Source organism: Marivivens donghaensis, from assembly GCF_011806565.1.
In the GTDB taxonomy this organism is placed as follows: Bacteria; Pseudomonadota; Alphaproteobacteria; order Rhodobacterales; family Rhodobacteraceae; genus Marivivens; species Marivivens donghaensis_A.
Genome location: NZ_JAATOP010000001.1, coordinates 419,226 through 440,653, shown reverse-complemented (window position 1 = coordinate 440,653; position 21,428 = coordinate 419,226). Strand labels below are relative to the sequence as shown.

20 protein-coding genes are annotated in these 21,428 nt (G+C 60.8%); 8 read left to right on the top strand and 12 right to left on the bottom strand.

The features are described 5' to 3' along the window. Positions 1-183: 183 nt before the first annotated feature. The 5 genes from HCZ30_RS02230 to HCZ30_RS02210 all read left to right on the top strand — a co-directional run bounded on the left by HCZ30_RS02230 (position 184) and on the right by HCZ30_RS02210 (position 5,350). Positions 184-1,485 carry an extracellular solute-binding protein gene (locus HCZ30_RS02230; RefSeq protein ID WP_167636127.1) on the top strand — a complete coding sequence of 434 codons (1,302 nt, stop codon included), beginning with the start codon at positions 184-186 and terminating at the stop codon, positions 1,483-1,485. Between the two features lie 72 nt (positions 1,486-1,557). Next, positions 1,558-2,439: an ABC transporter permease subunit gene (locus tag HCZ30_RS02225; RefSeq protein WP_167636126.1), complete on the top strand. Its 882-nt coding sequence runs from the start codon at positions 1,558-1,560 to the stop codon at positions 2,437-2,439. Between the two features lie 8 nt (positions 2,440-2,447). Continuing rightward, positions 2,448-3,299, top strand: coding sequence for an ABC transporter permease subunit (locus tag HCZ30_RS02220; protein ID WP_167636125.1), 852 nt, complete (start codon positions 2,448-2,450; stop codon positions 3,297-3,299). 12 nt (positions 3,300-3,311) lie between these two features. Then, positions 3,312-4,355 carry an ABC transporter ATP-binding protein gene (locus HCZ30_RS02215; RefSeq protein ID WP_167636124.1) on the top strand — a complete coding sequence of 348 codons (1,044 nt, stop codon included), beginning with the start codon at positions 3,312-3,314 and terminating at the stop codon, positions 4,353-4,355. Next, on the top strand, positions 4,352-5,350 hold the full coding sequence (locus HCZ30_RS02210; protein WP_167636123.1) for an endonuclease/exonuclease/phosphatase family protein: 999 nt from the start codon (positions 4,352-4,354) through the stop codon (positions 5,348-5,350). Before HCZ30_RS02215 ends, HCZ30_RS02210 begins: the two co-directional genes overlap by 4 nt. A 12-nt stretch (positions 5,351-5,362) precedes the next feature. On the opposite strand, the gene HCZ30_RS02205 is transcribed toward HCZ30_RS02210, so the two are convergent. The 4 genes from HCZ30_RS02205 to HCZ30_RS02190 all read right to left on the bottom strand — a co-directional run bounded on the left by HCZ30_RS02205 (position 5,363) and on the right by HCZ30_RS02190 (position 9,137). Next, the gene (locus HCZ30_RS02205) at positions 5,363-5,458 is read right to left on the bottom strand and encodes a DUF2474 family protein (protein ID WP_167636122.1); all 96 of its coding nucleotides are present in this window, start codon (positions 5,456-5,458) and stop codon (positions 5,363-5,365) included. Next, on the bottom strand, positions 5,458-6,489 hold the full coding sequence (gene cydB, locus HCZ30_RS02200) for a cytochrome d ubiquinol oxidase subunit II (RefSeq protein WP_167636121.1): 1,032 nt from the start codon (positions 6,487-6,489) through the stop codon (positions 5,458-5,460). Before cydB ends, HCZ30_RS02205 begins: the two co-directional genes overlap by 1 nt. A gap of 3 nt (positions 6,490-6,492) precedes the next feature. After that, a complete protein-coding gene (locus HCZ30_RS02195; RefSeq protein ID WP_167636120.1) occupies positions 6,493-7,938 on the bottom strand; it encodes a cytochrome ubiquinol oxidase subunit I in 1,446 nt (481 codons plus the stop codon). Between the two features lie 113 nt (positions 7,939-8,051). After that, a complete protein-coding gene (locus HCZ30_RS02190) occupies positions 8,052-9,137 on the bottom strand; it encodes an AraC family transcriptional regulator (protein ID WP_246212532.1) in 1,086 nt (361 codons plus the stop codon). A 64-nt stretch (positions 9,138-9,201) separates the two neighbouring features. Between HCZ30_RS02190 and HCZ30_RS02185 the strand changes: the two genes are divergently transcribed. Next, complete coding sequence (locus HCZ30_RS02185; RefSeq protein WP_167636119.1) at positions 9,202-9,882, top strand: hypothetical protein; 681 nt, start codon at positions 9,202-9,204, stop codon at positions 9,880-9,882. 37 nt (positions 9,883-9,919) lie between these two features. Here the strand turns inward: HCZ30_RS02185 and HCZ30_RS02180 are convergent, their stop codons facing one another. Further along, positions 9,920-10,747 (bottom strand): phosphogluconate dehydrogenase C-terminal domain-containing protein, encoded by an 828-nt coding sequence (locus HCZ30_RS02180; protein ID WP_167636118.1) that lies wholly within the window; start codon positions 10,745-10,747, stop codon positions 9,920-9,922. Positions 10,748-10,867: 120 nt separating this feature from the next. Here HCZ30_RS02180 and HCZ30_RS02175 point away from each other — a divergent pair, with 120 nt between their 5' ends. Further along, positions 10,868-12,217 carry a four-carbon acid sugar kinase family protein gene (locus tag HCZ30_RS02175; protein ID WP_348640343.1) on the top strand — a complete coding sequence of 450 codons (1,350 nt, stop codon included), beginning with the start codon at positions 10,868-10,870 and terminating at the stop codon, positions 12,215-12,217. Here the strand turns inward: HCZ30_RS02175 and nanR are convergent. From nanR to HCZ30_RS02140, 7 genes are read right to left on the bottom strand one after another with little or no spacing between them, the layout of a single operon-like run. Continuing rightward, a complete protein-coding gene (gene nanR / locus HCZ30_RS02170) occupies positions 12,214-12,942 on the bottom strand; it encodes a transcriptional regulator NanR (protein ID WP_167636116.1) in 729 nt (242 codons plus the stop codon). The genes HCZ30_RS02175 and nanR overlap by 4 nt on opposite strands. A gap of 35 nt (positions 12,943-12,977) precedes the next feature. After that, complete coding sequence (locus HCZ30_RS02165) at positions 12,978-14,714, bottom strand: hypothetical protein (protein WP_167636115.1); 1,737 nt, start codon at positions 14,712-14,714, stop codon at positions 12,978-12,980. Continuing rightward, complete coding sequence (locus HCZ30_RS02160; protein ID WP_167636114.1) at positions 14,711-15,730, bottom strand: Gfo/Idh/MocA family protein; 1,020 nt, start codon at positions 15,728-15,730, stop codon at positions 14,711-14,713. Before HCZ30_RS02160 ends, HCZ30_RS02165 begins: the two co-directional genes overlap by 4 nt. 15 nt (positions 15,731-15,745) lie before the next feature. Continuing rightward, complete coding sequence (locus HCZ30_RS02155; RefSeq protein WP_167636113.1) at positions 15,746-16,804, bottom strand: ABC transporter permease; 1,059 nt, start codon at positions 16,802-16,804, stop codon at positions 15,746-15,748. Further along, entirely contained in the window at positions 16,801-18,351 is a 1,551-nt protein-coding gene (locus HCZ30_RS02150) for a sugar ABC transporter ATP-binding protein (protein WP_167636112.1), read from the bottom strand. Before HCZ30_RS02150 ends, HCZ30_RS02155 begins: the two co-directional genes overlap by 4 nt. Then, positions 18,351-18,998 (bottom strand): DUF2291 family protein, encoded by a 648-nt coding sequence (locus HCZ30_RS02145; RefSeq protein WP_167636111.1) that lies wholly within the window; start codon positions 18,996-18,998, stop codon positions 18,351-18,353. Before HCZ30_RS02145 ends, HCZ30_RS02150 begins: the two co-directional genes overlap by 1 nt. Positions 18,999-19,058: 60 nt before the next feature. Continuing rightward, positions 19,059-20,006 carry a D-ribose ABC transporter substrate-binding protein gene (locus HCZ30_RS02140; RefSeq protein WP_167636110.1) on the bottom strand — a complete coding sequence of 316 codons (948 nt, stop codon included), beginning with the start codon at positions 20,004-20,006 and terminating at the stop codon, positions 19,059-19,061. Positions 20,007-20,149: 143 nt separating this feature from the next. Here HCZ30_RS02140 and oiaX point away from each other — a divergent pair, with 143 nt between their 5' ends. Next, positions 20,150-21,397: a 3-oxo-isoapionate-4-phosphate decarboxylase OiaX gene (gene oiaX, locus HCZ30_RS02135; protein WP_167636109.1), complete on the top strand. Its 1,248-nt coding sequence runs from the start codon at positions 20,150-20,152 to the stop codon at positions 21,395-21,397. Positions 21,398-21,428 lie beyond the last annotated feature (31 nt).

The following is a 21,428-nucleotide window of genomic DNA, read 5'->3' as shown; positions in this document are numbered from 1 at the left end:
TACTCGTTACGTGCATCATCTATATGAACACGTGTGCACATTCTGGCAAGATTCGCGAAGAGGCGATGCCCGAAGTGCAAAGCGTCGGCCCACCCGCCGACATACGAGTTTCGCGCCCTGCGGAGGTCCGGAGGGCAAACCAACCCAAACGCCTATTCAGGCGCTCATGATTGGAACAGGACTATGAAGCGCATTTCTTTCGTTTCGGCCCTCGCACTGTCGCTCGCGGCCAATGCTTCTTTCGCTCAAACCGAAATCACTTTCTGGCACGCTATGGGCGGCGCACTGGGTGACACGGTCAACCAGATTGCGACCGACTTCAACGCAAGCCAGGACGACTACCAGATCACTCCGGTTTTCAAAGGCACCTATGAGGAAGCCCTGACCGCTGGCATCGCAGCATTCCGCGCCGGTGAACAGCCGAACATCCTTCAGGTCTTCGACGCTGGCGCCGCCACCGTCATCGGCGCCAAGGGCGCAACCGTTCCGGTTCAGGACCTGCTGATCGACAATGGCGTCGACTTCGACATCGAAGACTACATCTCCGGCGTTCGCTACTTCTACGCCGACAGCGAAGGCAAGATGATCGGTATGCCGTTCAACTCGTCCTCGCCGATCATGTACTTCAACGAGAACGCCCTCGAAGAAGCCGGCGTCGAAGCTCCGAAGACTTGGGAAGAGTTCGAAAACACCACCGCTCCGGCACTCGTCGAAGCAGGTTACATCCCGCTCTCGCAGTCGCACTCCCCGTGGATCTTCGTCGAGAACTTCTTCTCGCGCCACAACCTGCCGTTTGCGACCAACAACAACGGCTACGACGGTGCGGACACCGAGATCCTCGTGAACTCGGACGAGATCAAGATGCACTGGTCGAACGTCAAAGAGTGGCTCGATGAAGGTTACTACAACTGGTACGGCGCAAGCTGGGACGACAACCAGACCCCGTTCGAAGAAGGCAAAGTCGCCATCTGGCTCGGCTCGTCGGGTTCGTTTGGCGGCCTGATGGCCAAAGACCTGCCGTTCGAATTCTCGGCAACCTACCTGCCCTACTGGGAAGCTATCACCACCGAGCCGACCCAGACCTTTATCGGCGGCGCATCGCTGTTCGCAATGTCGGGCAAGTCGGACGAAGAAAATGCTGCGACCGCAGCCTTCTTCCAGTACCTGACCTCGCCGGAAGTCCAGTACATGTGGCACCGCGAAACCGGCTACGTGCCGATCACCGAAGCCGCCTACGAGATGGCAAAAGAAGACGGCCACTACGACCGCTTCCCCGCTGCCGAAGTTGGCATCCAGCAACTTTCGCTGCCTGCTGGTGAGAACACCGCCGGTTACCGTATGGGCTTCTACGTTCAGATCCGTGACGTGATGAACCGTGAATTCGGCCGTATCCTCACCGACGAGACCTCGGTCGAAGACGCATTCGCGACCATCGAAACCGAAGCCAACGATCTGCTGTCGCGCTTTGCGATGACCCAGCAGTAACTCTCTCCATCTCCGAGAGTGTCCAGCGGTCGCCATCAGGCGGCCGCTATCCATTACGACCAAGGGGGCCTCATGAAGCGCGCCGGTTTCTCCACACGGTGGTTGCCGATCATGCTGCTTTTGCCGCAGCTGCTGATCATCGTTATCTTTTTCTACTGGCCTGCGTGGCACGCGGTTCGGTCGTCGTTCTTCCTTCAGGACCCCTTCGGGTTTGGGGAAACCTTCGTCGGCCTCAAGAACTACGCCTCGCTGTTCAAGTCCTCCGCCTACATGCGCTCCGCGTGGTTCACGCTGTTCTTCGTAGTGCTCGTGACGTTCTTCTCGCTCGCCATCGCACTGCTGTTCGCTGTCAAAGCCGACAAGGTTCTGCGCGGCGCGAAAACCTACCGCACGCTGCTGATGTGGGTCTACGCTGTCGCGCCGCCCGTCGCTGGCGTGCTCGGCGTCATCATGTTCGACCAGAGCTGGGGCCCCGCGACCGAGTTCTTTGCCCTCCTCGGCTACGACTTCCGCCTTGGCGTGAACTACTACGACACCGCCTTTGCGATGGTCGTCGTGTCGGTCTGGAAACAGCTTCCGGTCAACTTCATCTTCTTCCTCTCCGGCCTCCAATCGATCCCCCGCTCGGTTCGCGAAGCCGCCCTGATCGACAACCGTTCGGCATCGAGCCGCTTCTGGGACATCACCTTCCCGCTGTTGGCCCCGACCGGTTTCTTCCTTCTGATCACCAACATCACCTACGCGATGTTCGACACCTTCGGCGTGATCGACGTGCTGGTCCGCGGCGAGCCTGGAAACAACCCGCTCACGCTGGTCTACAAGGTCTACGTCGACGGCTTCCGCGGCAATGACCTTGGCGGGTCGTCGGCGCAGTCTGTGGTGCTGATGGTCCTCGTCCTTGCGATGACCGTGTTTCAGTTCCGCATGGTCGAACGCCGCATCCACTACACCTGAGGACAGTCATGAAACGTATCAAATTAGAGACGATCCTCGACCATACGGTGCTCATCATCGGGTCGCTGATCATGATCTTGCCGATCGTCATGCTGCTCCAGATGGCATCGACGCCCGATATCGAAACGATCAAGAACGGCCCCGGCCTCGTCTTCGGCGACCAGATTCCGGTGAATTTCGAAAAGGCGATGTTCCAAGCGGACGGCTTCAGCGGTGCCAATACCGGCGTGCGGATGCTGTATAACTCAATGATCCTCGGCTTCGGCTTTGCCTTCGGCAAGATCATCGTCGGCATGATGGCCGCCTATGCCATCGTCTATTTTCGCCTGCCCTTCGCAACGATGGCGTTCTGGATCATCTTCACCACGCTTCTGCTGCCGCTCGAAGTGCGCATCCTGCCGTCCTACGAGATCGTGCAGAAGCTGGGGATGCTGAACACCTATCAGGGCCTGATTATCCCGCTGATCGCATCCGCCACCGCGACGTTCTTTTTCCGCCAGTTCTTCCGTTCTGTGCCCGAAGAACTGGTCGAGGCCGCGCGTATCGACGGTGCCGGCCCGATCAAGTTCTTCATCGACATCCTCGTGCCGTTGTCGCGCACGATGATCGCGGCGATGTTCATCATCATGTTCGTCTACGGCTGGAACCAGTACCTCTGGCCGACAATGATCACGACCGAGGAGGACATGTTCACCCTCGTACGCGGCATCAAGCAGATCACCCAGTCGATCGACAACACCAACGTCCCCGAGTACGGCCGCGCGAACCTGCTTGCGATCATCGCGATCCTGCCGCCCGTCCTCATCGTCATTTTCTTCCAGTCCTGGTTCGTGAAGGGCCTGACGGAATCCGATAAATAAGGAGCTGACAGAATGGCTCAGGTTACACTCGACAACGTCCGCAAGGTCTATCCCAACGGCTTCGAAGCCGTGAAGCCCGCCTCCTACAACATCGCCGATGGCGAGTTCGTGGTGCTGGTCGGACCTTCGGGCTGCGGCAAATCCACCATGCTGCGCATGATCGCAGGTCTTGAGGACATCAGCGACGGCGCGCTGAAAATCGGCGACCGTCAGGTGAACAAGGTCGATCCCGCCGACCGCGACATCGCGATGGTCTTTCAGAACTACGCGCTCTACCCCCATATGACGGTGCGCAAGAACATCGGTTACGGCCTCAAGAACCGCAAGATCGACAAATCCACGATCGAGGCGAAGGTGCAGGAAGCGGCGACTATGCTAAACCTGACCGAGTACCTTGACCGCAAACCGTCGCAGCTCTCGGGTGGTCAGCGCCAGCGCGTCGCCATGGGCCGCGCGATTGTGCGTGACCCATCGCTGTTCCTGTTTGACGAGCCGCTGTCGAACCTCGACGCCAAGTTGCGCAACCAGATGCGGATCGAGATCAAAGCCCTTCAGCGCCGCCTCGGCGTGACCTCGATCTACGTGACCCACGACCAGATCGAAGCGATGACGATGGCCGACCGCATCATCGTCATGAACGGCGGCATCATCGAACAGATCGGCACTCCGGCGGAAGTCTACCACTCCCCGGCGTCGACCTTCGTGGCGTCTTTCATGGGTGCTCCGCCGATGAACCTGCTCGAGGGCCGCGTGGACGGTGGGATGATCCGCGTCGGTGATACTGTCGTCGGCAACACTACGCTCGCGGTTACGGGCCCCGTCACCGTGGGCATCCGCCCCGAGGATCTTGAGCCAAGCGTCGGCGGCCAGCTTCGCATTGATGTGTCCATCATCGAAGAGCTTGGCGCGCATCGCCTCGTGCACGGTCACATTGCGGGTCAGGCGCTGACCATGCAGATTGGCAAGGACACCGCCATCGGCGACGGCCCGATCCCCGTTGCGATCAAGAACAACGCCGTCTCGCTGTTCGACCACCAGACCGGAAACCGCCTGTGACACGCTGCGTAGAGAACCTGACACCGATCACCGAGGCGGAGAAATCGGCAATCCTCGCGAGCCCGCGCACGGCTGATGCCCACCGCGAATTCATGTCCTCGCTGGACGCGATGCAGGATGTTCAGAAAGGCGGCACAGCGTCCGTGCAAACGCTGCCGGAACAGTTGAATGTCGTCGCTTGGAACGTCGAAAGGTGCCTCTTTCCCGAGGCAACGGCGGCGACCCTCGCTTCGCTAGGCGCGGAAGTAGTCCTGCTGTCGGAGGTCGACAACGGCATGTCCCGCACGGCGCAGCGCAATACAACCAAGGACATGGCGGACGCGTTGGGGATGGAGTGGATTTACGGGGTCGAGTTCTTCGAAATGAGCCTCGGCAGCAACGCGGAGAAGGAGTTCTTCACCGACGACTTCAACACGCTCGGCTTCCACGGCAACGGCATCATGAGCAAGGCGCCCCTGACCCGCGTTGAACTCCTGCGCCTTGACGATCACGGTCAATGGTTCGACCCTGCTTGCGGTGCCGACCCCGACCAGCCGCGCATCGGTGGCCGGATGCCACTCTTGGCCGAAGTACAAACTGAAAACGGTCCGATTTGCGTGGTCTCAACCCACTTGGAGAGCAACGCCCAAGCGCCGCATCGCCATGTGCAGATGCAGAAGATCATCGACGCGGTCGATGCATTCGCGCCCGACATGCCGGTTATCATTGGCGGCGATTTGAACACCGGCAATCACATGCCGCCGGACTTCGACTGGCAGAAGGAAACGCTGTTCGGACTGGCCGAGGAGCACGGCTATACGTGGACCGCTACGGCGGAAGGCCCGACAACGCGCCCGAGCCTCATCACGCGCCACCCCGACCGCCAGATGAAACTGGACTGGTTCGCCACGCGCGGCTTCGATTGTCTGGAAAAACGGGTGGTGTCATCGCTGGACGACACGGGCCGTCCATTGTCCGACCACGATGCGGTCTATTGCAAAGTGCAGCGCGCCTGAGGCGCTGCACTTTCACGCAATCCAGAGCCGGATGACAAAGGCAATGACGCCGAGCGCCGAGACGCTCGCGAGCCACAGTCCGACGAACCAAGCGACCTTGCCGAACATCAGTGATATCCTTTTTCCGGATCGACTTTTCCGCGGAACACCCAATAGGCAAGGCCCGTGTAGATCAGGATGATCGGGATCAAAACACTGGCTCCGACGATCATGAAGAGCTGGCTCGCGCGCGGGGCTGCGGCTTCATAGATCGTGATTTCGGTCGGCACGATGTAGGGGAACATCGACACACCCATGCCGACAAAGCACAGCGCGAACAGCGCAAGCGAGAGGATGAACGGCCAGACCTCCTCGCCTCCGCTACGGAGCGTGAGTTGGAGAAGCGCCAGCATCAGTAGGGTCACGAGCGCGACCAGAACCGCAAGGCCGATGCCAAATCCGGTGAACCAGCGGCTGAAATATCCGTCTTGCAGGAACGGGGTCCAAATGCTGACGAGGCCGATGAAGATGACCGTGATGACCGAAAGCACTCGCGCGCGCTTGCGCATCCTTTCTTGCAGCGGGCCTTCGGTTTTCATCACCAGCCACGTTGCGCCGAGCAGCGCGTAGCCGAAAACAACCGCGAGGCCGACGAACAGGCTGAACGGCGTCAGCCAGCCCCACCCTCCGCCGACGTAGGAACGGGTCGCCTTGTCAATATCCAGTCCCTGAAGCAGCGCGCCGAGGATCATCCCCTGCGCGAAGGCAGCTAAGGTCGAGCCGCCGATGAAAGCCGCGTCCCAGACAGGCTTCCACCGTTCGGTCCGCCACCGGAATTCGAAGGCGACGCCTCTGAAAATCAATGCGAGCAACATGATAATCACGGGGATATACGTCGCCGGCAGGATCGTCGCGTAGGCCAAAGGGAAGGCTGCAAAAAGCCCCCCGCCGCCGAGGATCAGCCACGTCTCGTTCCCGTCCCACACAGGCGCGACGGAGTTCATCATCACATCGCGGTTCTTGCGGTCCTTTTCGACCGCGAACAGCATCCCAAGGCCGAGGTCAAAGCCGTCGAGGATCACGTAGATCAGCACGGACAGCGCGATCAGCATCGCCCACGCGAGGGTCAGGTCGAAAGATACACCTTCTGCAATCGGCATGGCTTACTCCTCCTCTTTCGTGTGGCGGCGCATGAGTTCTTCGGTCGCAGGAGTGATGCCCGCCGTCCGTGTCGGACCATCGACGACGTCTTTGTAGCGGGCTTCGGCGGTGTGCGGCGGGTGGCCCATCAGGCGCAGGATATAGTACGTGCCTGCCCCGAAGACCGCCGTGTAGATGACGATGAATGCAACCAGCGTCGCGCCCACCGCAGCCGCTTCAAGCGGAGCCGCAGAGTCCGACGTGCGCAGCAATCCGTAGACCGTATAGGGCTGGCGACCGACCTCTGTCGTGACCCAGCCTGCCAGCACAGCGACAAGGCCGGATGGCGTCATCAGAACGGCTGCGCGGTGGAGCCACGGCGCCTCGTACAGCCTCTTGCGATAACGCGCCCACAGCGACCACATGCCCACGCCCAGCATCGCAAAGCCCAGCGCGACCATGATGCGGAAAGACCAGAAGACGATCGCGACGGGCGGCTGTTCATCGTCCGGAATGCTGTCGAGGCCCATGATCGGCGCGTCAAAGCTATGGCCGAGGATCAGCGAAGACAAACCCGGAATGCCGACAGCGTAGTCCAGCGTCTGAGTTTCTTCGTTCGGGATGCCGAAGAGGTACAGCGGCGCCCAGCCTTCGGGATGGCTTTCGAAGTGCCCCTCCATCGCCATGACCTTCTGCGGCTGGTGCTCCATCGTGTTGAGGCCATGCGCATCGCCGAGGAAAATCTGAACCGGCGCGACGATCGTCGCCATCCACATCGCCATCGAGAACATGGTCTTCGTGGCTTGGCTGGGTTTATCGCCGCGGCGTTTGTAGCGCAGCAAATGCCATGCGCCGACCCCGCCGACGATGAACGCCGTGGTCAGGTAGGCCGCCGTGACGGTATGGGCCAGACGGTAAGGGAAGGACGGGTTGAAGACGATCTGCCAGAAATCCTCCGGCATGAACTGGTTGGTCTCGGGATCGATGCTGAAACCCGCCGGTGTCTGCATCCAGGAGTTCACCGACAAAATCCAGAAGGCCGAAAAGAACGTGCCGAACGCAACTGCGAGGCAGGCTACCATATGCAGCGTCGAGCCGACGCGGTCGCGTCCGAACAGCATGATGCCGAGGAAGCCCGCTTCGAGGAAGAACGCGGACAATACCTCGTAGGCCATCGGCGCACCGATCACCGGCCCTGCCCTGTCGGCAAAGACCGACCAGTTGGTGCCGAACTGATAGGACATCACGATGCCCGACACGACGCCCATCGCAAAGGCGAGTGCGAAGATCTTGATCCAGTAGCGGAACAGGTCGAGGTAGTGCTGCTTTTTCGTGTAAAGCCACAGCCCGTTCAGCACCGCCAGATAGCTCGCCAATCCGATGGTAAAGGCGGGGAACAGGAAGTGGAATGATACCGTAAAGGCGAATTGCAGGCGTGCCAGCAGCACCGCATCGAAGGAACCGAGCATTCGTCTCTGCCCTCTAGCTGATTTTTCGAATGAACCGCCAAGAAGCGGCGTTGTTCGTCAAACTATGCCTATGGGCCGCTATTGCAACGTAATCCGGCATTTAAGATGCGGGTTTAGCTGTGTCCGAGCGTCGCACCTTTTCGGTAGTCGGCGGGCGTCTGGCCCGTCCATCGCTTGAACGCCCTGACGAAAGACGATGCCTCCGAGAAACCGACGAGGTAAGCCGTTTCGTTGATGGAGACCTTGCGCGCCGTCAGATAATCCGACGCCATGCGGCACCGCAGCCCGTCGAGCAGCTCGGCAAACGTCACCCCTTCGTCCCGCAAACGGCGGTAAAGCGTCTGGCGGCTCATGCCCATGTCGCTCGCCACCGCTTCGACCGAGATGTCGCCTTTGTGGAGGACCGGCATCAGCGCCGCTTCGATCTTGGCCCGCAGGGTGGTGCGGCGTTCCAGTTCGGCCATCAACGCGTCCGCGCGTTCGGTAAAGAGGCCGAAGACATAGCCGATGTGTTCGTCAAATTCCTGCCCCAGCCACGCGGCGTCGATCAGCATCGCGTTGCGCGCCGCGTTAAAGGTCACGGGACACCGCATCAGCGCGTATTCTTCGGCGTAGCTCGGCGGTGCGTAGGTGAACTCCATCGCCTTGGCGAAAGGCTTGTCCGGAAACTCGCGGGTGAATTCACTGACGAAGCGGGCAAAGCTGCCTTCGGTCAGCTCGATGTAACTGTTCGGATCGGGCCGATTATCGATGATCCAGACGCCTTCGGGCGCAAACTCAGTCGAAAAACGCTCGCCCCCGTCCATCACGTCCACTTCGACCATCAGCTTGCCGTAGCGGTTCAGCTGCATGAGCGACTCGCCCATCGTGCGGCAGGAATGGACGATAAGACCGACGACCGAAATCTCCTCGATCTCGGTATCCATGGCGTGATGGAGCACAAATGCAGGATCGCCAGTCATACGCTGCGCCGTGCGGATCAGGTTCTTGTACGTCTCCAACGGGATACGCCGATCCTGATCGTCCAGATCCACGCCAACGAGGCCCGCCTCGGCCACCAACGCCGCGCGGTCTGCGCCCTGTTTATGCGCATAATCCACATAAGTTCGCGCCAAACCTGTGGCGACAGTGAGCTGTTTCATGCTCTGGGTGTAGACGGAAGTGTCACGAGCAAGCAATAGCTTGGTACGTGCGGTCATACGGTGGGGCGCAGAAAACCGATAGAACACAGGCAATCGAAGACATTTATTGTGGGGACAACCAATGAAACAGTTTGCAAAATGGGGCGCTTGGGCTGCCTTCGTCTGCGGAGCGACCTATGTGTTCGGCTTCGCGCTCATGATCGGAGTACTGGCCGAAAGCGGTTACGGCACTGATGGCGCCGATGTGGACCAGATCCTTGCGTTTGTGACGAGCCACGCGGGTCTGATGACGATCTGGAACATGTCGATCTACGTGCTGAACGGATTGGCGCTGGCCGCGCTGGCGGTCTGCCTGTCCGAAGTCCTGCGGTACGAGGCGCCCCATGCCGCGCCGATGATCAAGACGTTCGGCGCGCTCTGGGCGACGCTGGTCGTCGGTGCGGGCATGGTGGCCAACGTCGGCCTTGCCGAAGTCACCCGCATCTACGCCGAAGACCCCGAGGGCGCGCGTAGTCTCTGGCAGGTCGTCTCCATCGTGGAAAACGGCCTTGGTGGCGGCAATGAAATCGCAGGCGGCGTCTGGGTGCTGATCGTCTCGGCCGCTGCCGCATCCAGCCTGCGCTTTTCCAAAGCCCTCGCCGGTTTCGGCGCGGCAGTCGGTCTGGCGGGTCTGCTGACCTTCGTCCCCGCTCTTGGCGATGCAGCGGGCGCGATCTTTGGCCTCGGCTTCATCGTGTGGTTCTTCTGGGTCGCGGCGGTTCTCGGCTTCAAGCGAAGCGCCGCAGCGGTCGCTACCGCATAAAACAAAAGGCGGAGCTTTTGGCTCCGCCTTTTTCGTATCAGGTGATGCGCTTGATGCTGGCCATGATTTCGTCCCTCTCGAAGACGCTCTTCCAGTCGTCTTTCATCAGTGCCGGAATGCCGAATTCGATCGCCTTATTACAAGCGTCCGAGAACTGCCCTTCCTGAACGCCGAAGATGACCGCACCGAGGATATTCATGTGGCCGAGGAGGAAATCCCGCGCACATTCTTCGGACACGCCGGTCTTCACCACTTCGTTCATCGCCTGCTTCATCACGACGAGCAGCGAGGCACAGACGGTCTCCGAAAGACCCGGTTCCAGATAGGCCATCTGTTCAACGGTCACGCGGTAGGTCGTGCGGACGGGCGCATAGATCGCTTTGGCGATTTCGTCGCCGACTGCATAGTGCTCTTCAGGCCCCTGCATCAGCGCGTTCACAACGCCCTGCGGGTGAGCAACGCCGCCGAAACGGTCGAGGCGCGCGGCTTCGGTTTCTTCATTATGGAAGATCATCGGGTGGCACGGGTGCGTGACGAAATAGGTGATATCCTCGCGCTCCGGCAGGTGACCGGCGAAGGGTGCAGCGGCGTCGAGTATCACGACCATGGTGCCGGAGTTCAGCTTGTCGACGATACCCTTGGCAACGACACCAATCGCGGTATCCGGAACAGCGAGCAGTACGACGTCGGCGTCTCTGATCGCGAAGTCGACGTCAACGCAGTCGACACCGACAGCATCTTTCAGACGCGCGCGACCGGCTTCGCTGACCTCGACATGGGACACATTGAAGGACGTCTTGGCCAGATTGAGTGAGCACCGCACCCCCATTTTCCCGCCGGCGCCGAATACAGCCACATTAGTCATATGATACATCTCCTCCATGCCCCGTTGTTCGGACATCTTGCGTAACTGGTATGATCAGATAATATCCGCATTAGATTGTCAATGCTGGCCGAACGGCCAAAACACCGCAGGAGGATGATTGTGGCCCCAAAGTTGACGTGGTTCGGTGACGATTTCACCGGCGCAGCCGCAGTTATGGAAGTTCTCGCGTTCGCCGGTATAGACACAATCCTGTTTGCGGATATGCCCGATCCTGCCCTGATGGAGAGGTTCGCGGGTTGTGACGCCATCGGCATCGCCTCCACCGCGCGCACCGAAGGGCCGGAGTGGATGGACGCCAATCTGCCCGCCGCTTTCGCGTTCCTCAAAGCCACCGGCGCGCCGATCCTGCACTACAAGGTCTGTTCGACCTTCGACTCATCGCCCAGCACCGGCAGCATCGGCCGCGCGACCGAGATCGGCCTGCGCGTGATGGGCGCCAAAGCAGCGCTGATGGTCACCGCCGCTCCGCAGATGCGCCGTTACCAAGCCTTCGGCAACCTGTTCGCAGGGACGTTCGACGGCGTGTTCCGGCTCGACCGCCATCCGGTGATGTCCCAGCACCCCGTCACGCCGATGGCCGAGGCCGATCTGCTGACGCACCTTTCCGCGCAAACGGACCTCCGCTCGGGCCTTATCGACCTTGAGGCTCTCTGGTCCGACCCCGCGCCGCGGCTGGCTGCGCTGCTGGAGGACGGCGCCCGCGTCATTTCGATCGACAGCATGGAGGAACGCTCGGAAGCCGCTGCAGGCAAACTGATCTGGGACAATCGCGATGAGATGTCTTTCGTGGTCGGCTCGCAGGGCATCGAATTCGCGCTCGTCCGTCACTGGCTGAACGAAGGCATCATTCCGCCCCCTGCCCCCCTGACCTCCGCAGGGAAAGTGGATCAGATCGCCGTGGTGTCGGGCTCAGTCTCGCCCAGCACCGCGCAACAGATCGACTGGGCCGCTGCGAACGGGTTCGAGGTCATCCGTTTCGACGCCGCCGCGATGGTCGAACGCCCTGCGGAGACCGAAAACCTCATTGCTAAAGCTGTCATGCAATCTCTCGCGGCCATCTCGAACGGACAAAGCCCGCTCGTCTGCTCCGCCACCGGCCCGCGCGATCCTGCGGTCGCCGCCGTGCGCGAGGCGTCCGCAAAGACCGGCACGTCGATGGACGACATCAACCGCAACATCGGCATCACTCTCGGGCGCATCCTAGACGAAGTTCTCCGTAAATCAGACATCCGCCGCGCGGTGATTTCCGGCGGTGACACCTCCGGCCACGGGATGCGCGCACTCGGCCTCAAAGCGATCAAGGCCATCGCGCCGACCATTCCCGGCGCGTCGCTTTGCACCGGCTACGGGGGGGAGCATCACGACGGGTTGGAGATCGCCCTGAAGGGCGGCCAGATGGGAAGTATGGATTTCTTCGGCTGGATCCGTGACGGCGGGGGGCCGCGTTAGGGCTTCGGTTCGAACACGTTGGCGGACCGCTCAAGGTGCCGCGCCATGGTTTCGACGGCGGTGGTCACGTCATGCTTTTCGATCTGGTTGATCAGCTCTTCATGCTCGGCCAGCGTCACGTCTTCTTTGCCCGACCAGTGGAGCAGATTGACGTGATATTCGAAGAGCCAGCTCAGCATCGCTTGCGAGACCGAGACGATAATCGGATTTTCGGTCATCTCGGCGAGGCGGGTGTGAAAGCGCATGTCGGCTTCGATGAACGCCGTCGGATCATCGCGGAGGGCCTTTTGTTCTTCAAGGATCGCCCGCAAATCGGCAATATCTTCGGCGCTCGCTTTTTGCGCCGCGACACGCACCATGCCCAGTTCGAACATCTGGCGCGCATGCTTGAGATGTTCGAGGTTCGCCGGCGCAGCACTCAGCACCATACGCGCCACCTCGTCGGACTGGCTCAGAACCGTGCCCGCGTCGATAGCGTTCACGCGCGAACGCTCGCCGTGGTTGATGCTGATCAGACCGCTGTTGTGGAGCGACTGTAGCGCCTCCCGAACGGCAGGACGGCCAACGCCGAAACGCTCCATCAGGGCACGCTCGGACGGCATGAAATCACCGGGGCGGATTTCGCGCGACAGGATCATTTCCCGCAGCTTATCCAGCACCTGATCCGACAGCTTGCGGCGAACGATTTTGTCCGCGTCCGCTTTCTTGTTTGCCGTCGGGATCATGCCCGTGCTCCATATTTGTCTTGAAGGTCATTAGTTTATAAGTCGTTACCGCCCACGTCAGCAAGGTTGGATTGCGCCCAGTCGTAGGGGCCGAGGTCGCCGATCGTATTGGGCGTCAGGTTGGCCGTGAATTTCGTGCCTCCGACTTCGAGCGTTGCGATGCCGTTCGCGACCTCTGCGCGATGGACCTCTTGCCCAGCGCAGCGCGCCAAAGCGGCCAGCGCATCGACGATCGGCCCCTCCAAACCGCGGGGTCCGTAGACGCCCGACGGTGTCCAGACGGTGACGTGAGCGGGCGCCAACGACGCGGCCAGTCCGACGAGGTAGGCCGCACCGAACTTCGCGCGGTGGCGCGGGTCGTCGTGCGCCATGCAAACACGGTCACTGTCGGGGTTCGGGATCGTGCGATTGCCGTAAGGGTTCTGGCGCATGGCAATAGTCGCGGGGCCAATCCGGTAATCGAGGTCGCCGATAATCGCCCGCGCAGAGCGCGTGATATGCGGGATCGCTTCAAGCGTCTCCATGACCGACACGTCGTCAGCAGCGTGCACGATCGGGCAGAGCCCGTGCGAGACAAATGACAGGTGTCCGAGCGGCGGTCGCTTGCGGTTCAGTTCAGGGAAAAAGCTGACCATGCCGCCGCCGCGGGTTGTGTCCGAGAACACATCGGCAGCAGTACTGTGGATCAGATCCAGCGGCGGGCACTCGGGCCATTCCGACCCTGGCGGCGTGGACTGACGATCAACCGAGGGGCAGACCAGAACACTATCTGGCGTGAAGCCCGAAGTGTCCATCGCGGCCTTCATGGCGGTGAGTTCGTCCGCCACCGAAGGCTCGTAGATACCGATCAATTCGGCATCGTAAACGAGCGATGGAAGGGCATTTTGTAGCGCTGCGAAGGCCGCGACCTGGCCTTCGATGTCACCGAGCGCGGCGTCGATGTGGCAGAGCAATCGCTGCGGTGCGACTTTGGCGATGTCCTGCGGCGAACTCGCCAAGCGAGATGCGTCCTCGGCTGTGATGACCAAGGCCATTTCGGGGAAAGTGGCGCTTTCAGCTCGATCAGTGACTTCAGGCGCGCAGGTTTCACAGGCTTCCCACGTCAGCCGCACGGACTGCTCAACAGTTTCACCCGCCTGAAGTTCGTACGGCCATGGCAACGCGAGCGGGCGATTGTAGGTCTTGAACGATGCGTCGCCCCATTGGCGCTGGTCTTCCATCTCGAACGTATCGCCTGACAGCTCGCAGCGGACACGGTATCCGTCCCGCTCGTGCACCAGCGAGACGATGTCCATGAACGGTTGCCAAGGGTCGATGAGGACGGGGAACGATGCCTCTTCGGCTGAGCCGTCGGAATGGCCGACCACCGCAGGGCAGCCCGAAACGCCCGCAGGGTGGAGGATCGTGAAACCGGTGCGGTTGGTCTCGAACAAGGCATCGGCAGCGCCGCAGGCTGACACGATCAGACCGTTTTCGTCGGCGCACACGTCGACGGTCACGTCCAGCTTTGCCCCGTAGCTTTCGTATTCCATCCGTTGCGACAGCGCGAAGCCATGCGTGGTATCCCGCGAAATCTCCGTCAGAAGCGGCGCAAGGGTGCCCCAGTCGCGGTCGCGGACCAGAAAGGCGATGCCGCGCAGCAGCTCTACGCCGTCATAGGTGATGTGCCGCAGCGCGCCGCCTTGGAGCGAAAACGTTAGCTTACCAACGCTGATCTTCTCGATCTTGGCGGGCGGCTTTTCGGTACCGTAGAGCTCCAGCGCTGTGGTCATAGGTCAGCCAGTTCGACGGTCCGGTGTTCCTTGGCAGACAGATACGCCGCCTCGACCAGCGCGAAGGTTTGCAGGTTATCGCGGCCACTGGTTTCGGGCTCCGCCCCCGCCGCGATGCAATCGACGAAGTGCTGCTGGATGATCCGCACGCTTTCCTGAATATTGTGCCACGGCCTCGACGCCCAATCGAGCACCGGCGGTGCGACATCCCGTTCGGTCACATCGTCGCCCAGCTGCACGGACATCTTATAGCCCGCGTCGAGTCGGATAGTGCCCTTCTCGCCATCGATCTCCAACAGGCTTTCAGGGAACGTCTCGGGCGAACGGTGAGTGGCGTAGGAACAGTCGACGACAGAGGTCACGCCGCCCTCGTGTTCGAGCAGCATGGTCGCGACATCCTCGCCTTTGATCTTGGGATTGATGCGGCGGGTCGTGGCGGCGATGCGGGTTGCGTCACCGAACAGCGCCCGCGAGATATCGAGGATGTGGATGCCAAGGTCTTCGATGATGAACCGCTCGCCCTCGGCCAGATAGGGCTGGCCGGAGAACACATCGTAGCCCGAGCGGAATGACACTCTGCCAAAGAATGGCGTGCCGATCACCCCGCTGCGGACCTCTTCGATCACGGCGCGAACAGCGGATTGCCAGCGGAAATTCTCGTGGATCATGAGCGTCTTGCCCGTGGCCTCGACCGCCTTCACCATAGCCCGCGCATCTTCGAGGTTCAGCGCAAAGGGCTTCTGGCAGATGACGTGCACATTGTGAGCGGCGGCCATTTCAACCAGCGGGCGGTGCGATGAAACTGTCGTTGCGATGTCCACCGTATCGAAGCCGCCATCCGCGAACATCGCCGCTGCATCCTTGTAGGTCCGCACGTTGTCGAACAGCGCCGAGGCGACGGACAAACGCTCTTCGTCGCGATCACAGAGGGCTACGACTTCGACGCCGTCGATGTCCTTCCAGCCGTGAAGCTGGTTCATCGCGAAGAAACCGCAGCCGATCAGTGCAACCTTCATAAATACGCTCCTTTACTAGCCGATTGCGGCCTGCGCCTGCAATGCAACGCGCGCTTGTACGCGTTGCTGGGCCTGGTCAATGACTACTGCGGCGATGATAACGAGGCCTTTGATGACTGTCTGCCAAAACGACGAGACACCCATCATCACGAGGCCGTCCGATAGCACGCCGATGACGAAAGCACCCACGATTGTGCCGCCGATTTTGCCACGTCCGCCCGCCATTGAAGTGCCGCCCAGAACCGCTGCCGCAATGGCGTTGAGTTCGAAAGTATCACCCGTCGCGGGATGGGATGCCACCAGTTGCGAAGAGATGATGATCCCGACAAGCGCGCCGCAGAAGCCAGAGAACATGTAGACGAAGTATTTGACGCGGTTGACCTTCACGCCCGACAGACCCGCCGCGCGCTCGTTGCCGCCGACAGCATAGATGAAGCGTCCCAGCGGGGTGCGGCTGGCGATGTAGGTGGCGAGGACACCAACCACGATCAGCATCAGGATCGACGCGGGAATGCCGAAGATGTCGCCCGCACCGATCCAGCGGAACGTGTCCGAACCGTACTCGGCATTGCCGTTCAGGTTCGGGAATGTACGACCGTCCGAGGACAGCATCGCCGTTCCGCGCGCCACGTAGAGCGTGCCGAGCGTCGCGATGAACGGGGCCACGTTGAGCTTGGTGATCAGGAACGCATTGATGGCGCCGATGAAAATGCCGACCGCGATGACGATCAGGCAGATCTCCAGCGTGTTGAACTGCACCGACCAGCCGAGGCCCACGTCAATCCCGTTCAGCACGAGGTAACCCGCGACCATCCCGCAGAGGCCCACGATGGAGCCTACGGACAAGTCAATGCCGCCCGAGATGATGACGAACGTCATGCCGATGGCAAGGAAGGCGTTCAGCGCCACGTGCTTGGACATGATGACAAGGTTCGCGGTCGACAGGAAGTTCGGCGCAGCGGCAGAGAAGAACGCCACCACAAGGATCAGCGCGATGAATGTCCGCGCCTTGAGCAGCACGAGCAGCGCGCTGGAGTTGCCCGAAGGGACGGTCGAAGACGTCATGGCCGTCATGATACGGTTTCCTTATGTTCGTGCGAAGCAGCGTGACCGACCGCAGATGCAGTAATGAGCGCGGTCTCGGTCGCGGTTTCTTGGGTGAATTCGCCAGTGATCTTACCGTTCGACATGACGACGATGCGGTCGGACAGGCCGAGCACTTCTTCGAGGTCGGAGGTGACGAATATGATGCCCAGCCCTTCGGCCGCGAGTTGCCGCATGACGCGGAACACTTCGGCCTTGGCGCCTATGTCGATGCCGCGCGAGGGCTCGTCCATCAGCAGAACCTTGGGCTTGGTCATCAGCGCCTTGCCGATGACGACCTTCTGCTGGTTGCCGCCGGACAGCGATGAGACAGGGTTTTCGGGCGATGCGATCTTGATCAGCAACTGTTTGACGTAGTCGCCGACGGTCTTCTTTTCCTTGGCGAGGTCGAGGTGACCAGCGGTCGAAAGATCACCCAGCGACGACAGCGTCATATTCTCGCGGATCGACAAGATCTGAACGAGGCCGTCCTGTTTGCGGTCCTCGGGAATTATCGCGAGTCCCATCTTGATCCGGTCGGACACATGGGGCGATTTGGCCTCCTTGCCGTCCACGTAGAACGTGCCGCGCGCGTGGGGGTAACGGCCCATCGCGGTCTCGACAAACTCCGTCCGTCCTGCCCCCATGAGACCATAGACGCCGAGGATCTCGCCAGCCTTCAGTGACATAGACACGCCGTTGACGGTGAAGCCGCCCGACGAGTTCGGCAGATAGACGTCTTCGGCGCGGAATATCTCGTCACCGAATGGATGATCCAGCGTCTTGGGAAAGTCCTTGCTGGCGTCGCCGATCATGTTGAGGACGATCCACGGGATGTCGACGCCCTCCATCGAGCGGGCACCGGTGATCACACCGTCCCGCAGGACCGTGATGTAATCGCCAACGCGGATCAGCTCTTCGAGGCGGTGGGAGATATAGACGATCCCCACCCCGTCGCGTTTCAACTCTTCGATCACGCGGAACAGGATTTCCACCTCGGCCGCCGACAGCGCAGAGGTCGGCTCGTCAAGGATCAGAATGCGGGCGTTCTGGGCGAGGCTCTTCGCGATCTCGACAATCTGCTGCTGCCCGACCTTTAGGTCACCGACCAGCGCATCGGGGTCGATGTCATGTTCGAGCCGCTTCATCAGCTTGCGCGTTGCCTCGCGCTGTTTGGCGCGGTCGATGTCGACGCCGTAGCGGGTGCGCTCGCGGTTGATGAAGATGTTGTCGGCCACGGTCATGTTCGGGAACAGGTTCAGTTCCTGAAACACGATGCCGATGCCGTGGCGAGCGGCCTCCTCGGTGGAGGTCAGAATGACCTCCTTCCCGCCGACGAAGATCGAACCGGAGGTGAGTTGCTCCACCCCTGCGATCACCTTCATCATGGTGGACTTGCCCGCGCCATTTTCACCGACGAGCACGTTGACCGCGCCCATGCGCAGATCGAAATCGGCGTTCTTCAGGGCGACCGTCCCCGGATAGACCTTGGTCCCGCCACGGATTTTCAGGCCGATGGGATGCTTTTCCTGCTCCATCACTGCACCTGAAGCGTAGTCGGAACCAGTTCGATCGCGTCGCTTTTATTGCGGAGCGTGTAGACGCCCTCGAACGTCACGGTCCGTCCGACGAGGTCGCCTTCGGGGACGCTGAGGCCCGCATTCGCAAGGTCATTGAGCGCGCGCGCCAGTTTCGCAAATTCGATCTGGTCGCGGAAATCGGTGAAGACGATGAACGGCATCGCATCACGCAAGGCCGTGCCGCGGATAACGGGGCCGAGTTGCAGGGTCAGGTCCGCTGCGCCGTCAGCATCGACATCCACCATGAGCTTGGCAGCGCGACTTTCGGTATTGGCTTCGACAATCGTGCCCTCACCATTGGCGGCAAAATTCCACGGGTTCGCCTCTCCTTCGGGTCGCAGCCCATGCGCGGCACCGGCAGCGTCGAGGCCCTCTGCGTCGATCTGCGCATGGAGATCGGTCAGGCTCACCGCATTTTGGGAAACGGTCGGAAGGACTTTGTCCGTCCAAATTTCATCCGCGTAGGCGGCCATGCGGGCCTCGTCGGTCATCTCGGCAGCCTGCACGGAGGCATCGTTCGGGTCGGGATTTTTAACGATCTTGCAGCCTGCGAGCGGCAGCGCCATGCAAGACAGGATCGCGAGCGGCGTGAATAGGTCGCGCATTCTGTGTCCTTAAATAAAAAGCGGGCGCCGGCGTTAACCGGCGACCCGCATAGGGAGTTCTCAGGACGAGAGCGCGAAGGTCTCGAGGTTCGCAGCGTTGTCGGCGTTAATCAGAACGCAATCCATCAGCTGCTTTTCATCCTGACCAGTCGAGCCGTCGGTCAGATACGCATCTGCCTGTTCGACGGCGATCTGCGCCTGACGGTAGGCCGGCTGGAGAACCGTCGCCTTGATACCGCCCGCGAGGATCGAGTCGCGCACGTCGTTCGAGCCGTCGAAGCCCACGACGATCACGTCGGTACGGCCAGCAGCTTCGAGAGCAGCCCAAGCGCCCATTGCCATGGTGTCGTTGCCGCAGATGACGCCCTTGATATCGGGGTTGGCCTGAAGAATGGTTTCCATCTTCTCGTAGCCCTCGGTTTGCGACCAGTTCGCGGACTGCTGGGCGGCCATCACCAGATAGGGGTACTGGTCGATGATGTCATGATAGCCCGACGAACGGATACCGGCGTTGGTGTCCGCCTCGCGGCCAACGAGTTCGACGTAGTTGCCTGCCTCGCCCATCAGACGCACGAACTCTTCGGCACCAAGCTGGGCGCCCTGATAGTTGTTTGACACGATCTGGCTGACGGCGATGCCGGACTCTTTGATTTCGCGGTCGATCAGGAACGACGGGATGCCTGCATCCTTTGCGCGCTGGACAGCGGCAACGGTCGCATCGGCACCAGCGTTGTCGAGAATGATTGCGTTCGCGCCGCGGGCAATCGCACTATCGAAGAGCTCCGACTGCTTATTAGGATCATCATCGTGGACCATAATAATGGTTTCATAGCCCAGCTCGATCGCACGGGCTTCGGCACCGACAGCCTCGGCTTTGAAGAACGGGTTATCGTGGCTCGGGGTGATGATTGCGATCAGGCCCTTGTCTTGGGCAAAGGCGGGACGAGCGAGCGGCAGGATAGCAGCAGCCGCGACGCCGGTCATAAAATGACGACGGTTAAGTTTCATGGGGTTCCTCTCCTCCTGTCGACCGAAACTGCGCGTTGCGGGCGCTTCCTCCTCGGTCGACGGTCAGGGTGTGAGATAATTATCGTGTTGTCAACTGGTATAATCACTACTACTCTTTGCCCAGATTTTGGAGGACGGATTTAATGTCGCGCAGCACTATTCAGGTCGCGTACCGGATTGAAACATCAGGCGAAATCGAGGCGCTGGCGGCCAAGATCGCCTCTGACCAGTCCACGGGAACGTTTACTGCCCTTCCGAACGAAACCGATGAAGTGCGCGCTCGCTGCGCGGCGACAGTCGTGAAAATTGTGCCGCTGGAATCGTCGGTCACCCCGTCATTTCCCGACCCTGATGGCACCGGCCCCTACCACCGCGCGGACGTCACCATCGCCTATCCGCTCGAGGCTGTCGGCACCGATATCGCTGCTTTGATGACCATCACCATCGGCGGGGTTTACGCCGTACGCGGGCTCACGGGTGTGCGGGTGAAGGACATCGACCTGCCGTCCGAGTGGTCCTGCCACCCCGGCCCGCAGTTCGGTATCTCAGGGTCTCGCAAACTGATGGGGGTCACAGACGGACCGATGATTGCTTCGATCATCAAACCCTCGCTGGGCCTCCTGCCCGACGAGACGGCCGCAGTGGTCAAAACGCTCTGCGATGCCGGTGTCGACTTCATCAAGGACGACGAAAAGCTGATGAGCCCCGGATATTCGTCGCTTGAGGACCGCGTGAAGGCGATCATGCCGGTCATCAAGGATCACGAACAGAAAACCGGCAAGAAGGTGATGTACGCCTTCGGCATTTCCTCGGCCGACCCCGATACGATGATGCGCAACCATGACACGGTCGTCGCCTATGGCGGCAACGCGGCGGTCCTCAACATCAACTCCATCGGCTACGGCGGGATGTCGTTCCTGCGCAAACGCTCGGGGCTATGCCTCCACGCGCATCGGAACGGCTGGGACATCCTGACCCGCCATCCGGGTCTGGGCATGGATTTCACCGCTTACCAGAAAATCTGGCGGCTGCTCGGCGTCGACCAGTTCCAGATCAACGGCATCCGCGCGAAATATTGGGAGCCGGACGAAAGCTTCGTCCAGTCGTTCAAGGACGTGATGACGCCAATCTTCTCGGACGCCGACCGCCCGCTTCCGGTGGTGTGCTCCGGCCAATGGGGCGGCCAAGCGGTCGACACCTATCGCCAGACAGGCCGAACGCTGGACCTGATGTACCTTGGCGGAGGCGGCATTCATGGTCATCCGATGGGCCTCGCGGCGGGCGTCAAAGCGATCCGTCAAGCATGGGACGCAGCAGCCGCGGACGTCGAATTGGCCGACTACGCAAAGGACCACCCCGAATTGGCAGCGTCGCTCGCCAAGTGGGGCTAACGAAAAACGCCGCCCGATTGGGCGGCGTTTT

What these genes read in the sequence shown, in the direction of transcription:
- HCZ30_RS02230 (WP_167636127.1), top strand. Translation starts at nt 184, where the DNA reads ATGAAGCGCATTTCTTTCGTTTCGGCCCTCGCACTGTCGCTCGCGGCC.
- HCZ30_RS02225 (WP_167636126.1), top strand. Translation starts at nt 1,558, where the DNA reads ATGAAGCGCGCCGGTTTCTCCACACGGTGGTTGCCGATCATGCTGCTT.
- HCZ30_RS02220 (WP_167636125.1), top strand. Translation starts at nt 2,448, where the DNA reads ATGAAACGTATCAAATTAGAGACGATCCTCGACCATACGGTGCTCATC.
- HCZ30_RS02215 (WP_167636124.1), top strand. Translation starts at nt 3,312, where the DNA reads ATGGCTCAGGTTACACTCGACAACGTCCGCAAGGTCTATCCCAACGGC.
- HCZ30_RS02205 (WP_167636122.1), bottom strand. Translation starts at nt 5,458, where the DNA reads ATGTTCGGCAAGGTCGCTTGGTTCGTCGGACTGTGGCTCGCGAGCGTC.
- cydB (WP_167636121.1), bottom strand. Translation starts at nt 6,489, where the DNA reads ATGCCGATTGCAGAAGGTGTATCTTTCGACCTGACCCTCGCGTGGGCG.
- HCZ30_RS02195 (WP_167636120.1), bottom strand. Translation starts at nt 7,938, where the DNA reads ATGCTCGGTTCCTTCGATGCGGTGCTGCTGGCACGCCTGCAATTCGCC.
- HCZ30_RS02190 (WP_246212532.1), bottom strand. Translation starts at nt 9,137, where the DNA reads ATGACCGCACGTACCAAGCTATTGCTTGCTCGTGACACTTCCGTCTAC.
- HCZ30_RS02185 (WP_167636119.1), top strand. Translation starts at nt 9,202, where the DNA reads ATGAAACAGTTTGCAAAATGGGGCGCTTGGGCTGCCTTCGTCTGCGGA.
- HCZ30_RS02180 (WP_167636118.1), bottom strand. Translation starts at nt 10,747, where the DNA reads ATGACTAATGTGGCTGTATTCGGCGCCGGCGGGAAAATGGGGGTGCGG.
- nanR (WP_167636116.1), bottom strand. Translation starts at nt 12,942, where the DNA reads ATGATCCCGACGGCAAACAAGAAAGCGGACGCGGACAAAATCGTTCGC.
- HCZ30_RS02165 (WP_167636115.1), bottom strand. Translation starts at nt 14,714, where the DNA reads ATGACCACAGCGCTGGAGCTCTACGGTACCGAAAAGCCGCCCGCCAAG.
- HCZ30_RS02160 (WP_167636114.1), bottom strand. Translation starts at nt 15,730, where the DNA reads ATGAAGGTTGCACTGATCGGCTGCGGTTTCTTCGCGATGAACCAGCTT.
- HCZ30_RS02155 (WP_167636113.1), bottom strand. Translation starts at nt 16,804, where the DNA reads ATGACGGCCATGACGTCTTCGACCGTCCCTTCGGGCAACTCCAGCGCG.
- HCZ30_RS02150 (WP_167636112.1), bottom strand. Translation starts at nt 18,351, where the DNA reads ATGGAGCAGGAAAAGCATCCCATCGGCCTGAAAATCCGTGGCGGGACC.
- HCZ30_RS02145 (WP_167636111.1), bottom strand. Translation starts at nt 18,998, where the DNA reads ATGCGCGACCTATTCACGCCGCTCGCGATCCTGTCTTGCATGGCGCTG.
- HCZ30_RS02140 (WP_167636110.1), bottom strand. Translation starts at nt 20,006, where the DNA reads ATGAAACTTAACCGTCGTCATTTTATGACCGGCGTCGCGGCTGCTGCT.
- oiaX (WP_167636109.1), top strand. Translation starts at nt 20,150, where the DNA reads ATGTCGCGCAGCACTATTCAGGTCGCGTACCGGATTGAAACATCAGGC.